Source organism: Polaromonas sp. JS666, assembly GCF_900103405.1.
In the GTDB taxonomy this organism is placed as follows: Bacteria; Pseudomonadota; Gammaproteobacteria; order Burkholderiales; family Burkholderiaceae_C; genus Polaromonas.
In genome coordinates this window covers 1-21,422 of sequence record NZ_FNHX01000020.1, presented here as the reverse complement: position 1 = coordinate 21,422, position 21,422 = coordinate 1, and the positions used below count along the sequence as shown (strand labels likewise).

The 21,422-nt window shown below is 63.0% G+C and carries 17 protein-coding genes and 2 pseudogenes; 6 read left to right on the top strand and 13 right to left on the bottom strand.

Going from position 1 to position 21,422, the window contains the following annotated elements; translation table 11 throughout:
* The 3 genes from BLQ85_RS23645 to BLQ85_RS23635 form a co-directional block, all read left to right on the top strand.
* Window positions 1-2,409, top strand: a 2,409-nt coding sequence (locus BLQ85_RS23645; RefSeq protein ID WP_305790517.1) for a LamG domain-containing protein, incomplete at its 5' end; no start/stop codon positions are given.
* A 41-nt stretch (window positions 2,410-2,450) separates the two neighbouring features.
* Window positions 2,451-5,096: an Ig-like domain repeat protein gene (locus tag BLQ85_RS23640; protein WP_083336975.1), complete on the top strand. Its 2,646-nt coding sequence runs from the start codon at window positions 2,451-2,453 to the stop codon at window positions 5,094-5,096.
* On the top strand, window positions 5,069-5,689 hold the full coding sequence (locus tag BLQ85_RS23635) for a hypothetical protein (protein WP_139201107.1): 621 nt from the start codon (window positions 5,069-5,071) through the stop codon (window positions 5,687-5,689). The genes BLQ85_RS23640 and BLQ85_RS23635 overlap by 28 nt, the downstream gene beginning before the upstream one ends.
* A 172-nt stretch (window positions 5,690-5,861) precedes the next feature.
* On the opposite strand, the pseudogene BLQ85_RS24720 reads toward BLQ85_RS23635, so the two are convergent.
* Both BLQ85_RS24720 and BLQ85_RS23630 read right to left on the bottom strand, forming a co-directional pair.
* Window positions 5,862-5,966: pseudogene (locus BLQ85_RS24720) on the bottom strand (ATP-binding protein); the annotation flags it as partial.
* Window positions 5,959-6,216 (bottom strand): annotated as a pseudogene (locus BLQ85_RS23630) (IS21 family transposase); the annotation flags it as partial. The pseudogenes BLQ85_RS24720 and BLQ85_RS23630, both read right to left, overlap by 8 nt.
* A gap of 168 nt (window positions 6,217-6,384) precedes the next feature.
* Here BLQ85_RS23630 and BLQ85_RS24470 point away from each other — a divergent pair.
* Window positions 6,385-6,600 carry a hypothetical protein gene (locus BLQ85_RS24470; RefSeq protein WP_139201106.1) on the top strand — a complete coding sequence of 72 codons (216 nt, stop codon included), beginning with the start codon at window positions 6,385-6,387 and terminating at the stop codon, window positions 6,598-6,600.
* Between the two features lie 303 nt (window positions 6,601-6,903).
* On the opposite strand, the gene BLQ85_RS23625 is transcribed toward BLQ85_RS24470, so the two are convergent.
* From BLQ85_RS23625 to gspG, 11 genes are read right to left on the bottom strand one after another with little or no spacing between them, the layout of a single operon-like run.
* The gene (locus BLQ85_RS23625) at window positions 6,904-7,386 is read right to left on the bottom strand and encodes a type II secretion system protein (RefSeq protein WP_074580415.1); all 483 of its coding nucleotides are present in this window, start codon (window positions 7,384-7,386) and stop codon (window positions 6,904-6,906) included.
* Between the two features lie 10 nt (window positions 7,387-7,396).
* A complete protein-coding gene (locus tag BLQ85_RS23620; RefSeq protein WP_074580414.1) occupies window positions 7,397-7,882 on the bottom strand; it encodes a type II secretion system protein in 486 nt (161 codons plus the stop codon).
* The gene (locus BLQ85_RS23615) at window positions 7,879-8,289 is read right to left on the bottom strand and encodes a type II secretion system protein (RefSeq protein ID WP_074580413.1); all 411 of its coding nucleotides are present in this window, start codon (window positions 8,287-8,289) and stop codon (window positions 7,879-7,881) included. Before BLQ85_RS23615 ends, BLQ85_RS23620 begins: the two co-directional genes overlap by 4 nt.
* Window positions 8,290-8,300: 11 nt before the next feature.
* A complete protein-coding gene (locus tag BLQ85_RS23610; protein ID WP_139201105.1) occupies window positions 8,301-10,379 on the bottom strand; it encodes a secretin N-terminal domain-containing protein in 2,079 nt (692 codons plus the stop codon).
* Window positions 10,376-11,020: a hypothetical protein gene (locus tag BLQ85_RS24670; RefSeq protein WP_074580411.1), complete on the bottom strand. Its 645-nt coding sequence runs from the start codon at window positions 11,018-11,020 to the stop codon at window positions 10,376-10,378. Before BLQ85_RS24670 ends, BLQ85_RS23610 begins: the two co-directional genes overlap by 4 nt.
* On the bottom strand, window positions 11,017-11,661 hold the full coding sequence (locus BLQ85_RS23600) for a hypothetical protein (protein WP_074580410.1): 645 nt from the start codon (window positions 11,659-11,661) through the stop codon (window positions 11,017-11,019). The genes BLQ85_RS24670 and BLQ85_RS23600 overlap by 4 nt, the downstream gene beginning before the upstream one ends.
* Window positions 11,658-12,350: a hypothetical protein gene (locus BLQ85_RS23595; protein ID WP_074580409.1), complete on the bottom strand. Its 693-nt coding sequence runs from the start codon at window positions 12,348-12,350 to the stop codon at window positions 11,658-11,660. Before BLQ85_RS23595 ends, BLQ85_RS23600 begins: the two co-directional genes overlap by 4 nt.
* The gene (locus tag BLQ85_RS23590) at window positions 12,347-13,210 is read right to left on the bottom strand and encodes a hypothetical protein (protein ID WP_074580408.1); all 864 of its coding nucleotides are present in this window, start codon (window positions 13,208-13,210) and stop codon (window positions 12,347-12,349) included. The genes BLQ85_RS23595 and BLQ85_RS23590 overlap by 4 nt, the downstream gene beginning before the upstream one ends.
* Entirely contained in the window at window positions 13,207-15,000 is a 1,794-nt protein-coding gene (locus tag BLQ85_RS23585; RefSeq protein ID WP_083336973.1) for a GspE/PulE family protein, read from the bottom strand. The genes BLQ85_RS23590 and BLQ85_RS23585 overlap by 4 nt, the downstream gene beginning before the upstream one ends.
* Window positions 15,001-15,021: 21 nt before the next feature.
* Complete coding sequence (locus BLQ85_RS23580; protein ID WP_175456190.1) at window positions 15,022-16,260, bottom strand: type II secretion system F family protein; 1,239 nt, start codon at window positions 16,258-16,260, stop codon at window positions 15,022-15,024.
* Between the two features lie 31 nt (window positions 16,261-16,291).
* A complete protein-coding gene (gspG, locus tag BLQ85_RS23575; RefSeq protein WP_217631849.1) occupies window positions 16,292-16,744 on the bottom strand; it encodes a type II secretion system major pseudopilin GspG in 453 nt (150 codons plus the stop codon).
* A 726-nt stretch (window positions 16,745-17,470) separates the two neighbouring features.
* Here gspG and BLQ85_RS23570 point away from each other — a divergent pair.
* Complete coding sequence (locus tag BLQ85_RS23570; protein WP_217631848.1) at window positions 17,471-20,176, top strand: LamG-like jellyroll fold domain-containing protein; 2,706 nt, start codon at window positions 17,471-17,473, stop codon at window positions 20,174-20,176.
* Window positions 20,173-21,422: RHS repeat domain-containing protein (locus BLQ85_RS23565; RefSeq protein WP_175456188.1), on the top strand; the 1,250-nt coding region annotated here is incomplete at its 3' end. The genes BLQ85_RS23570 and BLQ85_RS23565, both read left to right, overlap by 4 nt.

Sequence of the window (21,422 nt, the reverse complement as noted above, 5' to 3'; positions counted from 1 at the left end):
TATCCCATACTGGCGGGTATCAGCCAGCCCGCGGGCTCCGGTTCGCCGGCGACCAGCAATGCCTCGACTTATGACACGCGCGGCAACCTGCTGTCGCATGACAACTTCCAGGGTGTACGCACTTGCTACGCCTATGACGGCAAGAACCAGCAGGTTACCCGCGTCGAGGGCCTGGCCAACACGGTGGATTGCGCCACGGTGCTGCCGACCTCGGCCACCTTGCCGGCAGGTGCACGCAGATACACCACAGACTGGGACACAAACTGGCGCGTGCCTCGGCTGACGACCCAGCCGGGCTCTGTTAGCACCCTGGTCTACCAGGGCCAGCCCGATCCCAAGAACGGCGGCGCGGCGGCCAATTGCTCTCCCGCCGCCGCATTACCCAACGGTGCGCCCCTGAACCTGCTGTGCAAGTCGGTGGTCGAGATGGCGAGCGGCGCCTACTTTGACAACCCCTTGGCCTCCGGCGGCGACGCCCTGGTCGACAGGGTGGTCCTGCTGCTGCACGGTGAAGATGGCGACGGGTCGCCGGTGGTTGCGGACAGCAGCACTTACAGGAAAAACCGAACCAGCCGGTGGGGTTATGGCTCTACTACGACCACTCAGAGCAAATTTGGCACGGGGTCCATCTACCTGGACAGCGCGAGCGGAGGCGCTTTCGGCTTTGGTCCCGATAACACGCTCAAGCTCACGGGGGACTTCACCATTGAGACGTTTGTGAAGCTCAACACGCAGGCCAGCACGCCCCGGTCCCGGGTCCTTTTTGGTTGGGGCGGGGACAGTGATCGTGGTGAGCCCTTCGGTTATGTTGCCGTTGGGGGGGACGGAAATCTTTTTTCGAACTGGTCGGGTGGCGGCTCCATCAGCGGCCCCGTGATCTCGCCCGACGTGTGGCATCACGTGGCGCTGAGCCGCAGCAACGGCACCTGGGTCATGCACCTGGACGGTGTGCAGGCTGGTGCTGCCGTGTTGTTCAACAACTCGGATGCATTGAACTATGGGCGCATTGAACTGGGGCGCTACACCTACACGACCTTCGGTACCCTGAACGGCTACCTCGATGAATTCCGCGTCACGAACGGTGTTGCGCGGTATGGCGCCGCCTTCACGCCGCCGGCCCAGCAGTTTGGCGATCCCGTGGACCTCAACCCGGCGCAGCCCAAGGTAGCGGATGCCCACTACGCCAAAACCATACTGTTGCTGCACGCCGACGGCGCCAACGGGTCCAAGACTATTGTGGACAGTAGCCCGCGGGCGGCCACAGGCACGCTCATCAGGAATGCGCAGGTCAGTACCACACACAGCAAGTTTGGTGGATCGTCTTTTTATGTTCCCGGGTCGACCGACTATGGTGACCGCGGCACTGTTGCGGGTGACTTTTCATTGCCCGGAGACTTCACGGTGGAGTTCTGGATGAAACCCGCCAGTGTCACGGCCAGTGCGATTCCCGTGCGGCTTGGCGGTGGCGGTGCGGTCTATCACGACATCGCTTTTGGAGGCAACTACCTCGTGCTGCAGGGCAGTGACGGAATCTATTGCCAGACGGGCGGCCTGAACAACTTGTCCAATACCTGGATTCATATAGCCTGGGTGAAGATTGGCGGTACCCTGTACAGCTATATCAACGGCCAGCAGACAGGGAACTGCGCCTGGACCAGCACCGTCGGCAATACCAACGGCATGGTGTTCGGCTACAACAACTCGTCCAACGCCATTTATTACGACGACATCCGGATCACCAAGGGGCAAGGGCGCTACACCGGCAACTTCATACCGTCGGCCTATCCCGCGCCCAACGTCGCAAGCGTGCCGGTGGATACCTCCATCGTCACCACCCAGTACACCTATGACGCTGCCGGCCGCGTGCTGACCGCCAAGGACACGCTGAACCGCACCACGACCTATGCCTACTACACGGCAGCCGCCTTTAGCGGCACCGCACCCAATGAAACCGGCCATGCAGCCGGCGATCTCCAAACGGTGACCAACCCGGCCGGCCATGTCACCCAGTTCACGCTGTATGACAGGGCAGGGCGCGTGCGCCAGATGGTGGACCCCAAGGGCGTGGTGACCGACATGGTTTACACCCCACGCGGCTGGACCAGCAGCGTGACGGTCACGCCTCCGGGCGGCACCGCCAGAACGACCACCTACACCTACGACAACGCGGGCCAGATGACGGGCGCGACCCTGCCCGACGGCACAACTTTGGGCTACAGCTACGACGCGGCGCATCGCCTGACCGGCGTGACCGATGCCAGAGGCAACTCGGTGACCTACACCCTCGACAACGCCGGCAACAAGACAGGCGAGCAGGTCAAGGACCCCTCGGGCAACCTGCAGAGAAACATCACGCGTGTCTATGACGCCCTGAACCGCGTGCAACAAGTCACGGGAGCGAGCAATTGAACACCACCACAACCACCATCACTCAAGCAGGAGGAGTCAGCATGAGCAGCCTTAGCCCCAGCCGAGCTTTTACCGCGTGGCTAAGCCGCCTGGTGCTGCTCATCCTTTTGGCCCCGGCCATGGCCTTTGCCGGCCCGACGACCACGGCGCTTTCAAGCAGTGCCGGCACCGCTCCCGTCGGGCAAAACATCACGCTGACTGCTACCGTCACGGGTTCCAGCCCCACAGGCACTGTCACCTTTAAGGACGGGGGCACCACGGTGGGCAGCAGCGCCTTGAGTGGTGGCGTGGCAACGCTGGCCACCAATTCGCTCGCCCTCGGGAGCCATACCTTGAGCGCTGAATACGCCGGTGACACCAACAACGATCCCTCGACTTCTGGCGCGGTCGTGGTGGCCATCAACACCGGTACCCTGACCTGGCAATACGGCTATGACGCCATGGGCCGGCCCACCACCGTGCTGGACCCCAACGGCCTCGCGACCTATACCTACTACGACAGCTTGGGCCGCCCCATCCAGACCCAGCAGCCGGCCAATACCGGCAGTGCGACACCAACGACCACCGGCTTTGCCTACAACGCCGCCGACGGCCTGACCCAGGTCACCGACCCGCGCAACCTGGCGACGACTTATAGCCCCAACGGCTTGGGTAATGTCACGGCCCAGACCAGCCCCGATACGGGAGCGAGCCAGTACACCTATGACGCGCTTGGCAACATGCTCACGAAGACCGACGCCCGCGGCAAGCTGACCCAGTACACCTATGACAGCCTGGATCGCCTGAAGACGGTCAGCTATGCCACAGGCACGGGAACCATCATTGAATACGACGGTGGAACGACCCCGACACCAGCGACGGTAGGCGAACTTACCAAAATCACCGATGCCAGCGGCCAGGTGACTTACAGCTATGACAGCATGGGCCGCAAGACCGGGAAGACCCAGGTCACGGGGGCTAAAACCTTCACCGTTGGGTACACCTGGGGTGATAGCGGAAGCGCCTTGGACAAGCTGACGGCGATTACCTATCCGAGCGGCACACGCGTTAACTACAGCTACGACGCGCAAGGTGTGGTTTCGGGCATTACCGTCAACCCACCAAACAGCAACGGTGTGGGTACTAATACAGGTAGCACGCTGCCGCTGTTGAATGCGATCACCACCAACGCAGAAGGCAAGATGACCGGCTGGACCTGGGCCAGCGCCAAGACCCAGGCCATCAGCTATGACGCCAATGGGCAGATCAGCGCTTATAACCTGGGTGATCCGACAACAACCGGTGTTCGTCGCACCGTCGTTCGCGACACCGCGGGGCGCATTACGGGTTACACCCATGTCGGCAATGGAAGCCCGGTTCCCGCGCTGGATCAAAGCTTTGGGTATGACAACCTGAACCGACTGATCAGTGCGACGCTAGGCAGCACGGCGATCCAGTACAGCTACGACGCCACCGGCAACCGTACGGCTAAGGTGATTAGTGGCACCAGCTACCCCAACACCATCTCAGCCAGCAGCAACAAGCTGACTCAAACCCAGGATGTGGGGGGCACGGCGACTGTGGTGCATGACGCGGCGGGCAATGTCACAAGCGATGGGACCAATACTTATACCTATAGCGACCGGGGACGCTTGGCGACGATGGCCAATGCCGGCGGCACGGTCACCTATAGCTACAACGCGCTGGAGTTACGCGTTGGCAAGACTGGGCCGACGGCACTGGTGCCGACGGGCGCCACTTACTACGTCTATGACGAAGAAGGCAAGCTGCTCGGTGAGTACGACGCCAATGGTGTCCCGCTCTATGAAACCATTTACATGGGCCTTCCGGTGGGGGTGGTCAAGCAGACGGGAACGGCGGGTGCCAGCAATATCGCCATCAGCCTGTACAACGTCTCAACGGACCAGCTCGGTGCGCCACGCATCATCACGCGTCAGACCGATGAGGCCATTGCCTGGCGCTGGGATTCGGCCGAGGCTTTTGGTGCAACGGCACCGGACCAGAATCCGAGCAGCCTCGGCATCTTCAGTTTTAACCAACGCCTGCCGGGCCAGGTGCTTGATGCCGAGAGTGGCTTGTTCCAGAACTGGAACCGGGAGTACAACCCGAGGATCGGGCGCTATATGCAGTCTGATCCTATTGGGCTTGAAGGCGGGATTAACACCTTTGCATATGTCGATGGGAGTCCGATCTCCTTTGTTGATCCTTATGGGAAGCAAGCGGCTTTAGCTTGGTGTTTTGGAGGGCCTGCTGGATGTGCTGTGGGAGTTGGGTTGACCGGCCTAACATGGATGGCAGTACAGCAAGCAAATAAGGACAAAGGTGCGTCAAAGGTTGAGACTTCATCCGAGAAGAAAGAGTGCTGTGCGTCATATACTGATGTTTACGATGTCGGAAGAGAGAATGCACCAAAGCACGGGAAAACCCAAATTGGGAATCGCGGAGCCGAGCCCTCGAATCCGGAGTTCGCCTTGCAAAATGCGGTGGGCGCAAGCGACTGGAAACTTGGATATGACGGTCTGACCGGAGAGCTTGTCATGTTTCGGTTGCAGCGTACTGATGAGCAAAAATGTATCAAGTACTGGCACGGATATGTTGTCAATCAGCGTGGGTTGACTCCCGAGCAATGGAGAGCGGGGCGTGACGCTGGCTTTCCGAAGTGGACAAGAAAACCAGGGGCGAAATGATGGGTGTAAACAATGCTTCTTATTACTTGAGCTTGACGGGCTTCTCGGTCGAAGTCCGCGTCGATATTCAATCATCTATAGATTTCACAGAGAGATTTGATCATCATGGCCCAGACTTTGTGTTTGCCGTTGCGGAGATATGGCTTGACCATGAAGGGGCGAAGCATCTCATCATTCCCGCGACTCATCCAGGGAATCTTTTGGAAAACTTGAGAGCTTTGGAGAAGCTCATATCAAATCCCCCTTTAGTCCCGGGTATGGAGCAGCTTTTTCCTTGTGGCGGGTGGTGTTCCTGGATGGCGGGCTATTGGGATCGCGTTGATAGAGAGTGCAGTACGGCTGACGACGAAAAGCTATATGACCTTCTAATTCCCTTGTCGTTTGTCGAAAGTAGGGTCGGTCATATTGCCCTGTACATGTATGGTGGCAAGAAAATTTTTGAAGTTGCTACTCGTCTAGATGAACATGAAGGACGCCAAGCGGTCGGCGTTTGGTCGGAATTCAGTTCGGATGCTCTAGGTAATGAAGTTGCGCATTTGAAGAGGGTTATCGCTGCGGATATTCGTGATGCGATAAAGATGCAATCCCTGTAAGCATCATCCCCCGGTCTCTGCTGATTTTGGTGAACTGAAGAATTAACGGTGTGGATTTCCATGTTTGGTTGATCCGCTTTTTCATTGAATGAAGAGCCTGTTGAATTGCACTGAAGTCTGACCCGAGTTTTCCATCGAATTTTGACCCACACTCTTTGTGAGTAGAAGGTGCTCACGATGTGGATAAGTTCTTGGTTTTCTCCTTTTTGGGCTGAGTCTTTGCAGAGCTGTTTTTGAACCGGTAGCTGTCGTTTCCAGTCTCAAGGTGTGTGGATCTGCCTCAAAGTGCGCCGCTGTTTCCGCGATTTTGTTGCCTCGATCTCCAGCCAGGTGGCCAGCTTCTCGGCGTAGGGATAGCGCTTGCTGGCGCTGACCCGCATTGGGTACTTGGGCTCGCTCTCCTCTGGCCGCAGGTACTTCTTCACTGTATTGCGAGCTAGGCCTGTACGCCTTGAGATCTCGCGGATGGACATCTGATCCCGCAATGCCCAACGTCTGATGACATTCAATGTCGCCACGTCTATCACTCCTGAATTCCCTCTGCTTTTAAAACAAGCAGAGTAGTGCCTACGTGGGTCAGTTTTGGATGGAAATTACTGCGCTAAGTGGGTCAGATTTCGACGGAATTCAACAGCTCGCCACTTGTTTGGTGAAATAGGCGGCGGTAACGCGTTAATTCGCAAATTGTTGAGAAAATGAACTGGGACCAATTGGAGAAAAAATGGGAATGGATTATGCGCGGCACCGCACTGCTGCTCGCAGTTGCGGTGGTGTGCAGTTATTTTCTTCCCACAGGTACAACACGGTATATCGCGTTTGCCTCCTTGCCGATTTGCTTGATACTGTTCTTCGTGGCAAGGGCAAAAGCGCGTCCCGATGAAGAGTTCAAAGATACGCCATGGGGTATTTAAATCTGCCGGACCTCGTGTAGCTGAGTTTGACACCTCGCTGGTGGGCCCACTCGTCCTGGGCCTGGAGGTGAACTCAGTGCCATTGTCCACTGATCGATCAGGACCATCCAAGCAGGGCATCTGCCTAGTCAAGCGTCTTTCCCACGCGCAGGCCTGAAAGCGAGAGAGAGAGATGTTGCCGGATGCGTCACCTGTGCCAGGCTTATACATCAATAGGATCGACACTTCTCAGTACAGGAAAACTGCCGACGGTCTTCTATGCGGGGTCACGTTGGTTGCCTCCTCGAGAGGTGTCGCTACCCCTCAATTCACCGAAGCCACAAACACCCACTCCGCATAAGTCTCCTTGTCCTGGAAATCCCGGTACTGGATCGGGAAATCCCGCCTCTTGAAGGCGCTTTGCGTCGACCGGCTATGCACACCCAGAATGCCGCCGGCGCCTTGAACAATCACCCAGTCGGCCTCGCCCGTCATGGGGTCGGGATACAGGCGGCGCAAATGGCGCACCGGCATGGGAAACCGTTTGTCCTCCAGCAGGTCCTCAAGCGATCGCGGCGGGGACTGGCTTTTCCCTGCTGGCACGCTGCTGTAATAAGACTTGATCGCGCGGCGGTACTGGTCGCCGACAAACAGCAGCTCGGCTTCCTTGGCGCGCTGGGTGTGGGTGCGTTGCAGCTCCACCATGGCCGATGCGCCCAGGGTGGCGAGCAGCAGAAAAATCAGCACCGCGAGCAGGACCAGGCCTGACTCGCCGGCCAAAGGCTTGCTCGAACGGATGACTCGCATGGCTTGCCCGTCACCAGCTGCGGTAAGCCGAGCCGTCCAGCCCTTGCTTGGCGGATTTCGACGAAACATCAAACACATCCGCACCCGGCTGCGGCGCCTCGGCGCTGCTGCTGTAGGCGCGGGTGTTCCAGGTCTGGGCGTCGCTGAGGGCCGGGTCTTCGGCAAAAGGGTCGCGTGGGATCCTGCGCAGCAGCACAAAGGGCTGGGCTGAAAATCCAAACGCGGCGGAACGCGGCACGCCGGTGACCAGCACTTCCAGCGACGGTGGGTAGCCCGAGGCGCCCACGCCTTTGTCGATCACGCCGGCGTCGGAGGCCGCCTTGTAGCTGTCCAACGCCTGGCGTATCACACGCAAGCCCTGCTTGAGTTCGGCCTCCTTGGCGCGTGTCTGCACCACCTGGGTCAGGGGCACGGCCACCATGGCCAGCAGGCCCACAATGGCCAGCGAGACCAACAGCTCTATCAGCGTAAAGCCGCGCTGCGCGGGCTGCTTCATGGCGCGGCGCTTTCCGCTGTTGCCGGCGGCAAGGGGCCGGGCATATTCGGTGCGCGCACGTCGTAGATGCCGGGCTCGGCGCTGTTCGGGAAAGGCAAGGTTTCCCAGGCGCGTGAGCCGGAGACAGGGTCCAGCGGGATTTCACGCAAATAGCGTTTGTCCACAATCTCCTGCAGCTGCGCCGGGTACTTGCCCTGGTCGGCGCGGAATTTGTCGATGGCGTCGCGCAGCGTGGCGAGGTTTTGCGCCTGGACTTTTTCCTTGCCGCCGTCCAGCGCCTTGAAGTAGCGCGGCGTGGCCAGCGTCAGCAGCAGCGCCAGGATGGAGAACACCACCAGCAGCTCTATCAGCGTGAAGCCGGCTTCAGGGCGATGGCCCGCGCGTGGGCGGCTGGAAAATAAAACCACGTCGCCTCTTCTTAACGCTGGATCATGGGCGGGGGCGGCGGCAGGCCGCCACCGCCCAGTGGCATGGCGGGGGCCGTTTGGGCGGGTACCTGCGGAACGGCGGGCGATGGCGCCCCCGGCACCCCAGGCGCACCGGGTGGCTGCGGCGCCGGCGAAATGCCGCTGACGGGTGTGGGCGCGGGCGCGGGGCGCGCGCCTGTCGAGTTGGGCAGGCTCAGGCCGCCCACGGGGTCGGCCAGGATCTGCCGGTCGCGCAATGTCAGTGCCGTGCCCGAGAACACGCTGGACCTGTCGCTGCCCAGGTTGGCATAGCTGCGCAGCACGCGCGGCGTGATGGCCAGCACGATTTCGGAGCGGGACTTGTTGGTGCTCGAGTTGCCGAACAGGCGCCCGACCACGGGCAAATGCCCCAGGCCGGGGATCTTGTCGGCGGTGTTGCGCTCCTCGTCGGTGATCAGGCCGCCCAGCACCTGCGTCTCGCCGTCGGCCAGTCGCAAAAAGGTGCTCGCGTTGCGTGTTCCTATCTGGTAGGAGCGGCTGCCCTGTGCGTCGGTGAACTCACGCGCGATATTGCTGACCTCGAGGTTGATCTTGATGCCCACGTCGTTGCTGGCATAGACCTGGGGCTCGAACTCGAGCTTGAGGCCGACGTCCTGGTAGGTGACGGTGCCGGTGACGACGGACGACCCGCCGTTGACCGGCGTGACGTTGTTGATGATGGTGGGCACGCGGTCGCCAATCATGATCTTGGCTTTTTCGCGGTTGCGCGCGCGTATGCGCGGGCTGGCCAGGATGCGGGTTTCGGTGTCCTGCAGCTTGAAGTTGAGCGTGCCGGCAATTGGCGTCACGGTCAGGCCGCCAACGCCCAGCTGCCGCAGCTGGCTGATGGTGAGGTTGCTGACGGTGCCGCCCGGCGTAGCCGCGCCGCCCGTGGGCGTGCTGATGGTGATGGCGCTGGGCGGCTGGACACCCAGGTTGCTGTTGCGCCCCTCGGAGATTTCCAGCACCTCCACCTCCAGCATGACTTCCGGGTCGGGCTCGTCGTGCAGGGCGATCAGTTTTTCGGCGATGCGCAGGGTCTCGGGCGTGTCGCGTATCACCAGCAGGCCGCTGCGCTCGTCGGCCGACACGTCCTTGAGCTTGAGCATGGTCTTGAGCATGCCGGAGATGTACTTGAGGTCGCTGTTGGTGACGCGGAAGGAGCGCACCGTCAGCTCCTGGTACTCCGACTGCTTGGCCGCCGTGGCCGCGTAGACCATCATGGTGTTGCTGTTGATGATGCGTTTTTCGAGCTGGTTCTGCATCAGGATCAGGTCGATGGCGTCCTCGACCGCCACGTCCTTCACAAAAATCGTGACCCTGCCGTCGGCCTTGACCTCGCGGTCCAGCAGGATGTTCAGGCCCGTGGACTTCGACAGCGCTTCAAACACGGTGCGCATGGTGGCATCGCGAAACTGCAGCGTCACCGGCGAGCCCATGACGGACTTGGCCTCGCGGAAGCGCTCACGCTCCAGCTCGGCGGCGGCCCTGGCGTCCAGCACGGCCTTGCGCAGCTGCGCCGCCTGCTTGTGGTTGGGCTGGTCGGCCAGCACGCGCGCCGCGCGCTCGCCGGCCGCGTCGAGCTTGCCGTCCTTGAGGTAGCGCTCGCCCTCGGCCAGCAGCTGGTCGTTGCGGGCGTCCTGGTCCAGCGCCTTGAGGGCGGTCGCCGCGCGGACGTTGGCGGGGTTTAACGCCAGCGCCCGGCCGTAGAGGTCGCGCGCGCCGGCGATGTCGCCGCTGGCCCGCAGCTGGTCGGCCTGCTTGACGAAGGCGTCGGCGTGCCTGTCGCGCTGCACCAGGTAGTCGATCTTGTAAGACTGGCTGCGGTCGAGCTCGGTGGCTTTTTTGAGCGAGGCGATGCCCGAGTCTATGTGCCCATCGTCGATCTGGCTCATGCCGTCCTGGTGGTAGCGCGCGCCGGCGCAGGCCGTCAGCAGCAGGCAGGCCAGCACGCTGGAGGCCACGGGCGTCATGCGGCCGCGCGCTTCGCCCAAGCCCCCTGTGGTGGCAGCCCTCCCGGAGAGCCCGGCATTGTGTTCAATGGTTGTCATCGTGGGTTGTCCAGAAGTTGAAGCGATTGTTTTTGGCCCAGGGGGAGGTAGGTGAACACCACGCGGTCGGACGTGATCTCGTCCACCCGGTAGCTGCCGGCGACGGTGTCGCCTTTTTGGATGACGCTGAGGTTGTCGCCATGCTGGATAAAGGCCTGCAGCTGGCCGTTGGCGATCTTTTTTCCCTGGATGGCGCCCACCGCGGTAAAGGGCAGCGGCGGCGCCGTGGGTGGCGGCGGCGGCGCGGGCTCTGCGGCCACGGGCGGCGGTGGCGGCTTGTGGGCCTTCACGGGGGCGGGCGGTGGCGGGGGCGGCGCCACCACCTGGGGCGGGGGCACAAACTCGGGCGCCAGCGGGCCGAAAGGATCGCGCACCACCATTTTGTTCATGCGCAGGCTGGGGCTGTTCATCGCGACGTCCACGCGCTGCGATGCGTCCTCTACCGGGAATGCGGGCACGGCGCCGGCCTGTGGCGGGGCGGCCGGCGCCGGCCGCTGGCGCGGCGCCGCCGCCAGGTCCAGGTCCTCATCACCCGCCTGCAGCTTGCCCTGCATGGCGGCCGCCAGCACAAAGCTGCCCAGGCCGGCCGCCACCAGCACGGCGGCTTTTTTCCAGCCGGTTTTGGGTTTGTCCGCGCTCACGGCATGCCTTTCGTGCCGCCCGCTTCGGGGGCGCTGGCCGGCGTCTTCCTGGCCGTGGCTTGGGCGCCCTGGGCGGGGGCCGTGCGCGGTGAATACACCAGCGCCAGCTTGAGGAAGACCTGGTGTTTCACGGTGGTGCCGTCCTTGCGCTCTATGCGCAACTCCTGCACCGCCGCGTGGGGCATGGCATTGAGCACGCTCGCGAGAAACTCCTTGAGCGTGCCGTAGTTCTCGTTGATGCGCAGGTCCACCAGGCGGGTGTCCAGGCCCAGGGCCGTCGGGTCCGCATCGCGGTAGTCGCCGCTGGCCAGCACAATGCCCTGGCTTTTGGCGATGTCAAAAATCTGCGCAAGGTCGGCCGTGTAGTCGCTGGAAGGTGGAAAGATCACGGGCACGCCCCGCACGGCGCTCGCGGCGGCTTTGGGCCCCGGCTTCTGGGCCTGGCGCAATTCCAGCTGCAGCGTGTTTTTTTGCAGGCGCAGCTGCTGCGAAAGGCCCAGCAACAGCGCGCCCACCAGCAGCAGCCCGAGGCCGCAGAGCACAGGCCAGCCCAGGGCGCGCAGCGGCGCCAGGCCCACGCCGCCGCCAAGGCGACCAAGGCGACCAAGCGCCGTGGTGACGAAAGCAGGGCCGCGCATCATGGCGAGGGCGCCTTGCTGATGCCGGGCTTCAGCACGGGGGCCGAGACCTGCGCCGGCACCAGCGGTGTGAGCGGCGTTGACGGTAGGAGTGCACCGACGGGCGGCTCTTTGGCCAGGAACACCCCTTCGTTCAAACGGTTCCAGCCCGCCGTCAGCCGGAAGCGAAAAGTGGCCGGGCTGCTGCGCTCGTCCAGCTGGTGGCTCACGATGCGCACATCGGAGAAACCGCTGACCGTGCCGAGCGCCTCGGTATAGGCCAGCATGGACGGGTAGTTCGACGCCATCAAGGTCAGCTCTATCTTGCGGCTGGCCGGGTTGGCGGTGTTGGGCACCATGGACAGCAGGGTGACCCGGCCTTCGACGGTGTCGGTCGCGGCCTCCAGGGCTTCAAACATCAGCGACCATGGCGTTTGCAGCAAGGCCTCGAGCTGGCGCTTGGCCTTGATCTTTTCCAGCATGGCGGGGTTGTTCTCGGCCCGCCGCATCTGCTCGCTGAGCGCATTTTGCTGTTTCGAAATTTTTGCCTGCTGCGAGCGCACGCCTTCGAGCTGCGCACCGGCGCGCAAGCTGATATAGAGGCCGGCCAGCGCGATGCAAACGCCCGCGGCCAGGATCAGCCAGCTCAGCGGGCGGTAGCGCGGCGCATCCGGCGCGAACTCAAAAGGGCTTTCGACCAGGCGCCGGCTCATGCTGCAAGTTCCTCAGCGGCGGCCGGTACCGGCGCTTGCGTCGTGTGGGCCGGCCAGGCGCAGGGAACGACCTGCTCCTCAAGGCCCGCGCCCGAGGCGATCAGGAAACGCTGCAGCGCGGGCTGCAGCCAGGGGTCGCCGGCGTCCGACGGCGCCTGTGTCACGGTGCGCCAGGCATTCACGGCGCTGCCGTCCACCAGGCGGATAAAACCCAGCGCCGCATGGCGGCCGCCCGAGGGGTCGAGCTCCGTCCACACCAGCGTGCGCGCATCGCGCCGGCGCCGGCTGGCTGTGAGTTCGCTGTCCAGCCGTTCCACAATCGCCGGCTGGCAGCTTGCCAGTGCCATGCGCTGGGCCTGGGCCAGCGCATGCAGGCCGGTAACCAGGGCTGATTCCAGCGTGATCACACACAGATGCGCCTGGCTGGCCTCCATGCGCCAGCGTACGTCATGCGCCGCCGCCTCCGTGCCCATGGCCTCCTGCGTCACCGCTTTCGCCACGGCCCGCAGTTGTTGTTCCGAGCGCGCCGAGGGCGAGGACAGATCCATGGGCGCGACGCCGACATAAGAGGCGCTTACGCCTGTGCGCACCACCAGGCGGCTGCCGTCGAGTGAGCTGGGGTGGCGCGCGCGCAGCGCCTGCAGGGCTTGCGCGCCGGCCTCGAACAAGGCGGCCAGGGTTTCGGCGCGTGTGGCGCCGGGCGTCCAGCTGGCTGTTTCGGTCAGCGCGGCGGCCTGTGTGGGTTCAACCGGCTTTCGTTGAAGTTTGCGCAGCACGCGGCTGCCCCAGCCGGCCACGGCCGGCCTGAGCGTCGCCCGCAGATGGGCGGCGCTGATGTCGAGTTCGACCACGGGCTTCATGAAGGGACGGCCTCCGCGGGCGGCGCGGCCTGCAGGTTTTCGCGCGGGGTGACGCGGTTGATTTCTTCCACCGTGGTCTGCCCACCCATGGCCAGGGCCACGGCCGAGTCGCGCAAGCTCATAAAACCCTTGCCGCGCGCGACCTGCTTGATCTGCGAGATGGGCGCCTGCCGCACCAGCAGGTCGCGGATGTCGTCGTCCATCTCCAGCGTCTCGGCAATCGCCAGCCGCCCCTTGTAGCCGGTGCCGCGGCAATGCGCGCAGCCCACGGCCTGCATGAATTTGGCCTGCCCCAGGTCCAGGCGCTCCGCGGGAATGCCCAGGCGGGTCAGCTGCTCGGGTGCCAGGCCGGCGGGCAGTGCGCAATGCGCGCACACCGCGCGCAGCAGGCGCTGGGCGACGATGCCGGTCAGCGCCGACACCAGGCTATAGCTGTCGACGTTCATGTTCTTGAAGCGGCCTATGACGTCGAACACATTGTTGGCGTGCACCGTGGTGAACACCTGGTGGCCGGTGAGCGCGGCCTGCACCGCGATCTGGGCGGTCTCGGCGTCGCGTATCTCGCCCACCATGATCTTGTCCGGGTCGTGGCGCAGCACCGAGCGCAGCCCGCGCGCGAAGGTCAGGCCTTTTTTTTCATTGACGGGAATCTGCAGCACGCCCTTGAGCTGGTACTCGATGGGGTCCTCGATCGTGATGATCTTGTCCAGGCCGGTGTTGATCTCGGAAATCGCCGCGTACAGCGTGGTCGTCTTGCCGCTGCCGGTGGGCCCGGTCACCAGCAGCAGGCCATAGGGCAGGCCCGAGGCCTGGCGGATAAAGTCCTTGGCGCTTTGCGCGAAGCTCAGCGTGTCCAGGCTCAGGGTCTGGAACTGGCCGGTCAGGTGTTTGCGGTCCAGCACGCGCAGCACCGCATCCTCGCCGAACAGGTTGGGCATGATGGAGACGCGGAAGTCGATCTCGCGCCGCTCCACGCGCACCTTGAAGCGGCCGTCCTGCGGTGTGCGCCGCTCCGAGATGTCGAGTTCGGACAGCACCTTGATGCGTGAGATGGCCTGCTGCCCCATCTCCGCGTTGTCGATGCGCTTGACGTTTTCCAGCACGCCGTCGATGCGGTACTTGACGTGCAGGCCGACCGGCTGGGTTTCAAAGTGGATGTCGGACGCGCCCATCTTGAGCGCGTCGTACAGAATCGAATCGACCAGGCGCACCAGCGGATTGGCCGTGGTCTCTATGCCCGCGATGGACAGGACCACCACGGAGGCGTCGACCGCGTTCTCCTGTGCCAGGCCGGCAAGGTCTGCCTCCTCCGTGCCGCCCATGGCCATCAGGTTGCGTTCGGCATGGGCCAGCCAGGCCTGCACGTCTTCGATGAGCGCCAGGCCGCGCACAACTTCATCCGCGCCCGTGCCGCCCAGTTGCAGGTCTATCCATTCCTGGCCCTTGAGGTCCAGCGGGTCGCTGACGACCACCGTGCGCAGCCTCTCGCCGGAAGGGGCTGTGGACCAGCCGGCCAGGCAGCCGCGCGCCTGGCAGTCGGCAAACGAGATCAGCTCGAAGTCGGGCGCTATGCCCTGCAGCTCTTGCGTGGCCATGGCGCGCAGGCCCAGCGCGGCCGCGACCTCGGCCAGCACCTGCGCGGCCTCCAGCCCGCTTTGCTGCACCATCCACGGCAGGCGCGAACCCACGGCCGCTGCCTGCACGGCTTGCTGCATCAGCGCGCGCCCGACCCGGCCGCTGTCCGCTTCGGCCGGCGGCGCAAGAGAAACAAGGGGGAGGGGGGCGTTCATGGGGGGAAGGCGCTTCAGGTATCAGGACAAGGTGGAAGCCAGGTCAAAGATGGGCAAATACATCAGCACCACGATGGCGCCGATGACGGTGCCAATCACGATCATCAGCGCGGGCTCGATGACGCGCGTGGCCACGTCGATGGAGCGCTGCAGCCGGCGCTCGTAAAACTGCGCGATGCGCTCCAGCATTTCCGACATGGAGCCGGTGCGCTCCGCCACCTTGAGCATGCTGGTGGCCACGGCGTCCGACAGGCCCGCGCCCGACAGGGCCGCGCTCATGCTCAGGCCTTCGCGCATCAGCACGATGGCGCGCTCCAGCCGTTCGCGGTCGGCGTCGCCCAGCAGCTTGGTGCCGTGCTCCATTGCGCGGTGGATCACAATGCCGCGCGAAACCAGGATGGACATGGTGCGGTAGAGCTGCAGGTGCTGGAACTCGCGGATCACGCCGGCGATATAAGGAATGCGCTGCAGCCAGCGCGAACGCACACCGTGCGCCCGGAAGTGCGCGACCACCCAGGCTCCCAGCGCGAAGACGCCGCCGAAGAACAGCGCCAGCACCCAGGGCTGGTCGGCCACCAGCCGGCCCCAGGCCATCAGGCCCGAGGACAGCATGGGCAGCTGCGTGCGCGTGCCGTCCAGGAGGCCCGCGAAGCGCGGTATCACCACACCCATCAGGAACATCACCACCAGCCCGCCCACCACCAGCAGCACCAAGGGGTAGACCGAAGCGCCTATGAGCTTGTCCTTGAGCGCCTGCATTTCACGCTGGTGGGCGGCGTAACGCGCCAGGCCCTTGCCGAGGTCGCCGGTGCGCTCGCTGGCCTCCACCGTGGCGACCAGCAGTTCGGGGAAAGCACCCGTCAGCTGCATGGCCGCGGAAAGGTTGCGGCCTTCCGACACCGCGCGCGTCACCTGCTCCAGGAGTTCGCGCCGCGCGCCGGCGGTTTCCTTGAGGCTCAGGGTCTGCAGTGCCTCGGTGACGCTGAGGCCCGCGTCTATCAGCGCCGCGAAATCCTGCGAGAAGGAGGCGGTGTCCAGCCCCGAGCGCGAAGGCGCCACGGATTTGCCGCGCACCAGACTGCCCAGGCCGCCCAGGCCGGCACCGGAATCCTTGGCGGCCTCGCAGCTCAGTACCGTGAAGCCGCCGCGCGTGCTCTGCGCCAGCGCTTCGGCCGCCGTGGCCGCGCGCACCTGGCGTGACGCGATGCGCCCCGCGCTGTCGCGGGTGACGACCTCATAGGTGGCGTGAGCCGCGGCCATATGAAAGCTTCCGGCGCTTGGGCTAGCGCCGTCAGTTGGCCGAATGCAGCGAGACGTCCTGCGCCTCGCCGGTGCCGCCGGGCTTGCCGTCGGCGCCGTAGGAGATGATGTCGATGCCGGCCGCGCCCGGCTGCAACACATAGGCGTAGTCATTGCCCCAGGGGTCGGCCGGCAAGGCTTTCTTGAGGTAAGGTCCTTGCCACTTGCTGACACCCGAGGGCTGGGTGTTCAGCGCATTGAGGCCCTGCTCGGCCGTCGGGTAGCTTCCGACGTCGAGGCGGTACTGGTCCAGCGCCTTGTCCAGTGATTCGATCTGCGCCTTGGCGATCTTGGATTTGGATTTGCTGACCGAGTCAAAGTAGCGCGGCGCGACCAGGCCGGCCAGCAGGCCGATGATGACCACCACCACCAGCAGCTCCAGCAGCGTGAAGCCGCGCGCGCGTTGGCGGCCCGCAGGTGCGGAACGGGTTTGCATCGGGTGCATGAAGAGATTCAAAAAGTTTCCCCTCCCAGGGAAATGCTTGGATGCATGTTGCAAACGCGATAAATATTTATTTTTGCCTGGGCGGCCGTGCCGCTTGCTGTCTGCGTTCTTCTTAATTCCGCGCAGTTTGATACTGAAAAGGTACTCAATTCAAATTGAATTTGGATTGAAGCCCTGCATACCAACGCCAAGGCCGGTCGGATTCTGCCAGAAGCGCATGGCATTGATAAGGGCGAAATATTTACGGCGGGGGATTTCGTTGTCTCATATGCACACTCAGGATTTTTCTCATGCAGATGAAGGGTGACAAGCGCCATACCCCTCACTAGACTGCGGGCTCATTTGCCTGGCTCAACGTGGCTCCAGAGCAATAAGAAGAAATCAACGAGGGATTCCATGGGATTGTTTCGAGGGCTTGCGTCGTGCTCGATGCGGCCAAATCATGCTTGGTCACCTATGGCTGTCAATGGCGACCGCGTCCAGGATTTGCATGACGGCAGCGGTAGCCCTCTCCATACGTGGTCTCTCAGTCGACTGGTATGCTGCGTTCTTTTTTGCGTCAGTGGCACATCTGCTTATGCCAGGCCTGGCTGGATGTACGGGTTCAGTGCCTGCAGTACGGCCGCAGAGGGGGGGTCTTTATATGTCGCACAACATAACGGTTTCTATCCAGTAGACGGGTATATCTACTATCACACGCTGTTGTCGGCGAATGAAGTCACTGGTTTGATCAGTGGTACCTATTACTCCGTCTGGCCCGCAACCGGGGTGGCCGGTTATCCACCCGTCCCGTGGTTTCATCAGTTGACGGCCTGTGATTCGGCAAGGCCTGTGGAAGTCGAGCCGCTTACCCAAAGTGCAGGTAATGGCAACTCCTGTCAGCGACCGCCAGACGGCTTCAAAACCCCGAACCCCATCATCCCTGCTACAGGCGAGAAGATCCTGGACCACGAAGACTACGCAGGCCAAGGTCCCGCGGCGCTGAGCTTCACTCGAAACTACAGAAGCGGCCGCCTGTTAGGTGCCATGACAGGTCCGGCCAAAGCGGGCCTGGGCCGGACCTGGTCGCACAACCACGCCATCCGCCTCAGTCAGGACGGCACAGCGGGCAGCGTGGGCAGCACGGCAAGGGTCTTTCTTGGAAACGGCAGTGTGCGCGCCTTCCACTGGGAGGTGGCAACCAGCAGCTGGGTGCCCGACAACAGTGTTGACACGCTGGCCGCCAACGCCTCAGGCCTGCTCTACAAACGCCTGGACGACGACAGCAGCTGGCAATTCGACAGCGCCGGAAAACTCCTGACCGTCACTCAAAGAAACGGCTGGACCATCACCTACAGCTACAGCAGCGCGTCCACCCCGATCAGCATCGCACCGGCGGCAGGCCTATTGATCGGCGTCAGCAACCAGTTTGGACGAACTCTTCAATTCACCTACAACGCAACCGGCCAGCTCACCAGCGTGACCGCGCCCGGCAGCCAGACCACCCTCTACGGATACGACGGCACGGCGGAAACGTCGCGCCTGACGACAGTCAGCTACCCGGCCACCACCGGCAGCGGCACTGTCAGCAAGAGCTACCTTTACGAGAACACCACCTACCCGCAACTGCTGACTGGCATCATTGATGAGAAAGGCAACCGCCTGGCGACCTACGCTTATGACAGCCAGGGCCGGGCCGTCAGTTCCCAGCTGGCGCAAGGCGTGGAGCGGTACAGCGTCAGCTACCCTGCCTCAACCGGGGGTGCCACCACCGTGACGGATCCCCTGGGAACGACCCGTAGCTACAACTACGGCATCGCCCAGGGCAAGCTCGCGGTGACCGGCGCCGACAAACCCAGCGGAGCGGGCAACAGCTCGGCCGCCAGCCGCGTACAGGACGCCAACGGCTTTGTCACGCAGGAAACCGACTTCCTGGGTGTGAACACCATGTACACCTGGGACATCAACCGGCGCCTTCCCTTGAGTACCACCAAGGCGGTCGGCCTGCCCGAAGCGCAAACCAGCGCCACGCAGTGGCACACCACCTACCGCTTGCCAGTGCTTGTGACCGAAGCCGGCAGGACGACCGCTTACACCTATGACAATGCAGGCAACACGCTAAGCCAGACCGTGACGGACACCGCCAGCGGCACCAGCCGCAGTGCCGGTTGGACCTACAACCCTCAGGGCCTGCTTGCCACGGAAACGGACCCGAGCAGCGTGGTGGTGCGCAGCTACGCGTACTACAGCGCGGGTAATTTCACGCCAACCCAGCCACAAGGCTCTTTTGACCCGAGCATCCAGTTGGTGAGTTTGCTGTTGCACGGCGATGGCACCAATGGCTCGACGGTGATTGCCGACAGCAGCCCACGCCCCAAGCCCGTGACGGTGGTGGGAGGTGCGAGTATAGGGAGTACGCAGAGCAAGTTTGGCGGATCTTCGCTGTTCTTTGATGGGGTGGATGCGTCCAATACCTCGCTTACGCTGGCCGACAGCCCGGAGTTTCATTTCCCCGGGGCTTACACCGTAGAGCTCTGGGTACGGCCATCAAGCTTTAAGGCCATCAATACTTGGTTGTTCGGGCAAATCCTTCAGACCGGACTCGCCCCGGTCCGGATTGATATTGCCCCGTCCACCGGGCTCGTGAACGTCCTGGGTTCGTCGGACAACACAAGCTGGCTGTTCACCACCGGCTTTACGAGCACGGCGGCCTTGCAGATCGGTAACTGGAGCCATGTGGCATTGGCGGACGACGGCACCACCGCAAGACTTTTCATCAACGGGGTGCTGCAAGCCACGCGCGCCACATGGCTCAAGGCGGATTCAGCCACCGCGCTTCGCATTGGCGGGGGCTATGCATCAGGTGATCGCGAGTTCGATGGTTATATGGACGATATTCGCGTGACCAAAGGCATAGCCCGCTACACGGCCAACTTCACACCGCCCGCCCAGGCATTTCCCCATGTGGGCCCGGCGGCCACAGACCCGAACGAGATTGGTCACATGGCTGGTGACCTGCAATCGATCACCAATGCGGCAGGTCATGTCACGCAATTTACGCAGTACGACAGGACAGGGCGCGTGCGCCAGATGGTGGACCCCAAAGGCGTGGTGACCGACATGGTTTACACCCCACGCGGCTGGACCAGCAGCGTGACGGTCACGCCTCCGGGTGGCACTGCTCGCACCACGACTTACACCTACGACAACGCGGGCCAGCTGACGGGCGCGACCCTGCCCGACGGCACAAGCCTGGGCTATAGCTACGACGCCGCGCACCGCCTGACTGGCGTGACGGACGCCAAAGGCAACACCATTACCTACACCCTCGATAACGCCGGCAACAAGACCGGCGAGCAGGTCAAGGACCCCTCGGGCAACCTGCAAAGAAATATCACCCGCGTTTACGACGCATTGAACCGGGTCCAGCAAATCACCGGAGCCAGCAATTGAAAAAACCAGCTCACTACATCCGCCGCCAAGGCATCACTTTTGCTACCTGGCTTTGCGGCCTGGTCTTGCTGGCCTGCATGGCGCCAGCCTTGGCCGCGACGACAACGGCGAGTCCGCGCCTGGACTATTGCTGGAGCAACGGGGGCTCGGTGGGGAACAGCGCTGCCGAGGTCTATGGCGACTACCATCTGGACGGCAACTGCTTCGCGACGGTCAATGATTTCTACGACGCGATGGTGTCGACCATCAATACCTACTACAGCGCAGCTTACCCGTCTGGAAGAACCGGTCGCTGCGATTTCGGCTCGTGCTCCGACGCCACCTTTGTCACCTACTCCACGTTTGCCAAACAGCCCTATAACGACTTGTCCGGCCAAGACCAGTACAACAATTGCGTGGAGCCTTCAAGCCCGGAGGCGGTCAACGGCCACGCTTATTGCGGACTGAAGAGAACAGACACCACAACCTGGAGCTGCAACGTCGCTTCCTGCCAGAGCTGGGATGGTGTCGTACAGGTGACCGAGAACAAGGATATGGGTTTACATGCCTTCAGGGTCTATTCCTGCCAGGATTCCCGCCTGATCAAAACCGGCGTCAACAAGAGCGCGGGCGCTTGCGCCAACATCATCGACGTCTATTCAGGGCTGCAGGACTGCCCGGTTTGCCAGGGCCGGCTCAGCGGCAGCGGCTCCATCACCCCCATGACGGGTGCCAAGCAGGAAGTGGTGCCCACCGACATCAGCATAGGCGGCCAGCAGCTGTACCTGACCTATGACACGATGCGCCAGATAGTGGCCAAGGCCGACGGCTTGACCTCGGCCGCCCAGCTGAAGGACTTGCCCTCGTTTGGCTCCTTGTGGAGCAGCAGCTTCCATAAACGCCTGAACGTCAAGGTGGGCGGCGCGGGCATAGAGGCCTACCGCGGCACCGGCCGCATCACCAGCTTTGGCCTGGGCACGGGCGGCGGCGGCTATGCGGCCAATGCCGGCATCAATGACACCGTGACCGCTGCCGGCGGCGGTTACCGCTTCTTTGATTCGGCTTCGGGCGTGCTCGAGACATACAACAGCGCAGGCCAGCTCACGTCGTCGGCCGACAAGAAGGGCAATACCCTCACATACAGCTACAGCACGGCGGCGGGTACTGGCGTGCCGGCCGCCGGCTATTTGACGCAGGTGACGGACAACATGGGCCGCGCCATCAGCTTTACTTACACGCTGCCCGTGGGCGGAAGCGCCACTTCGGA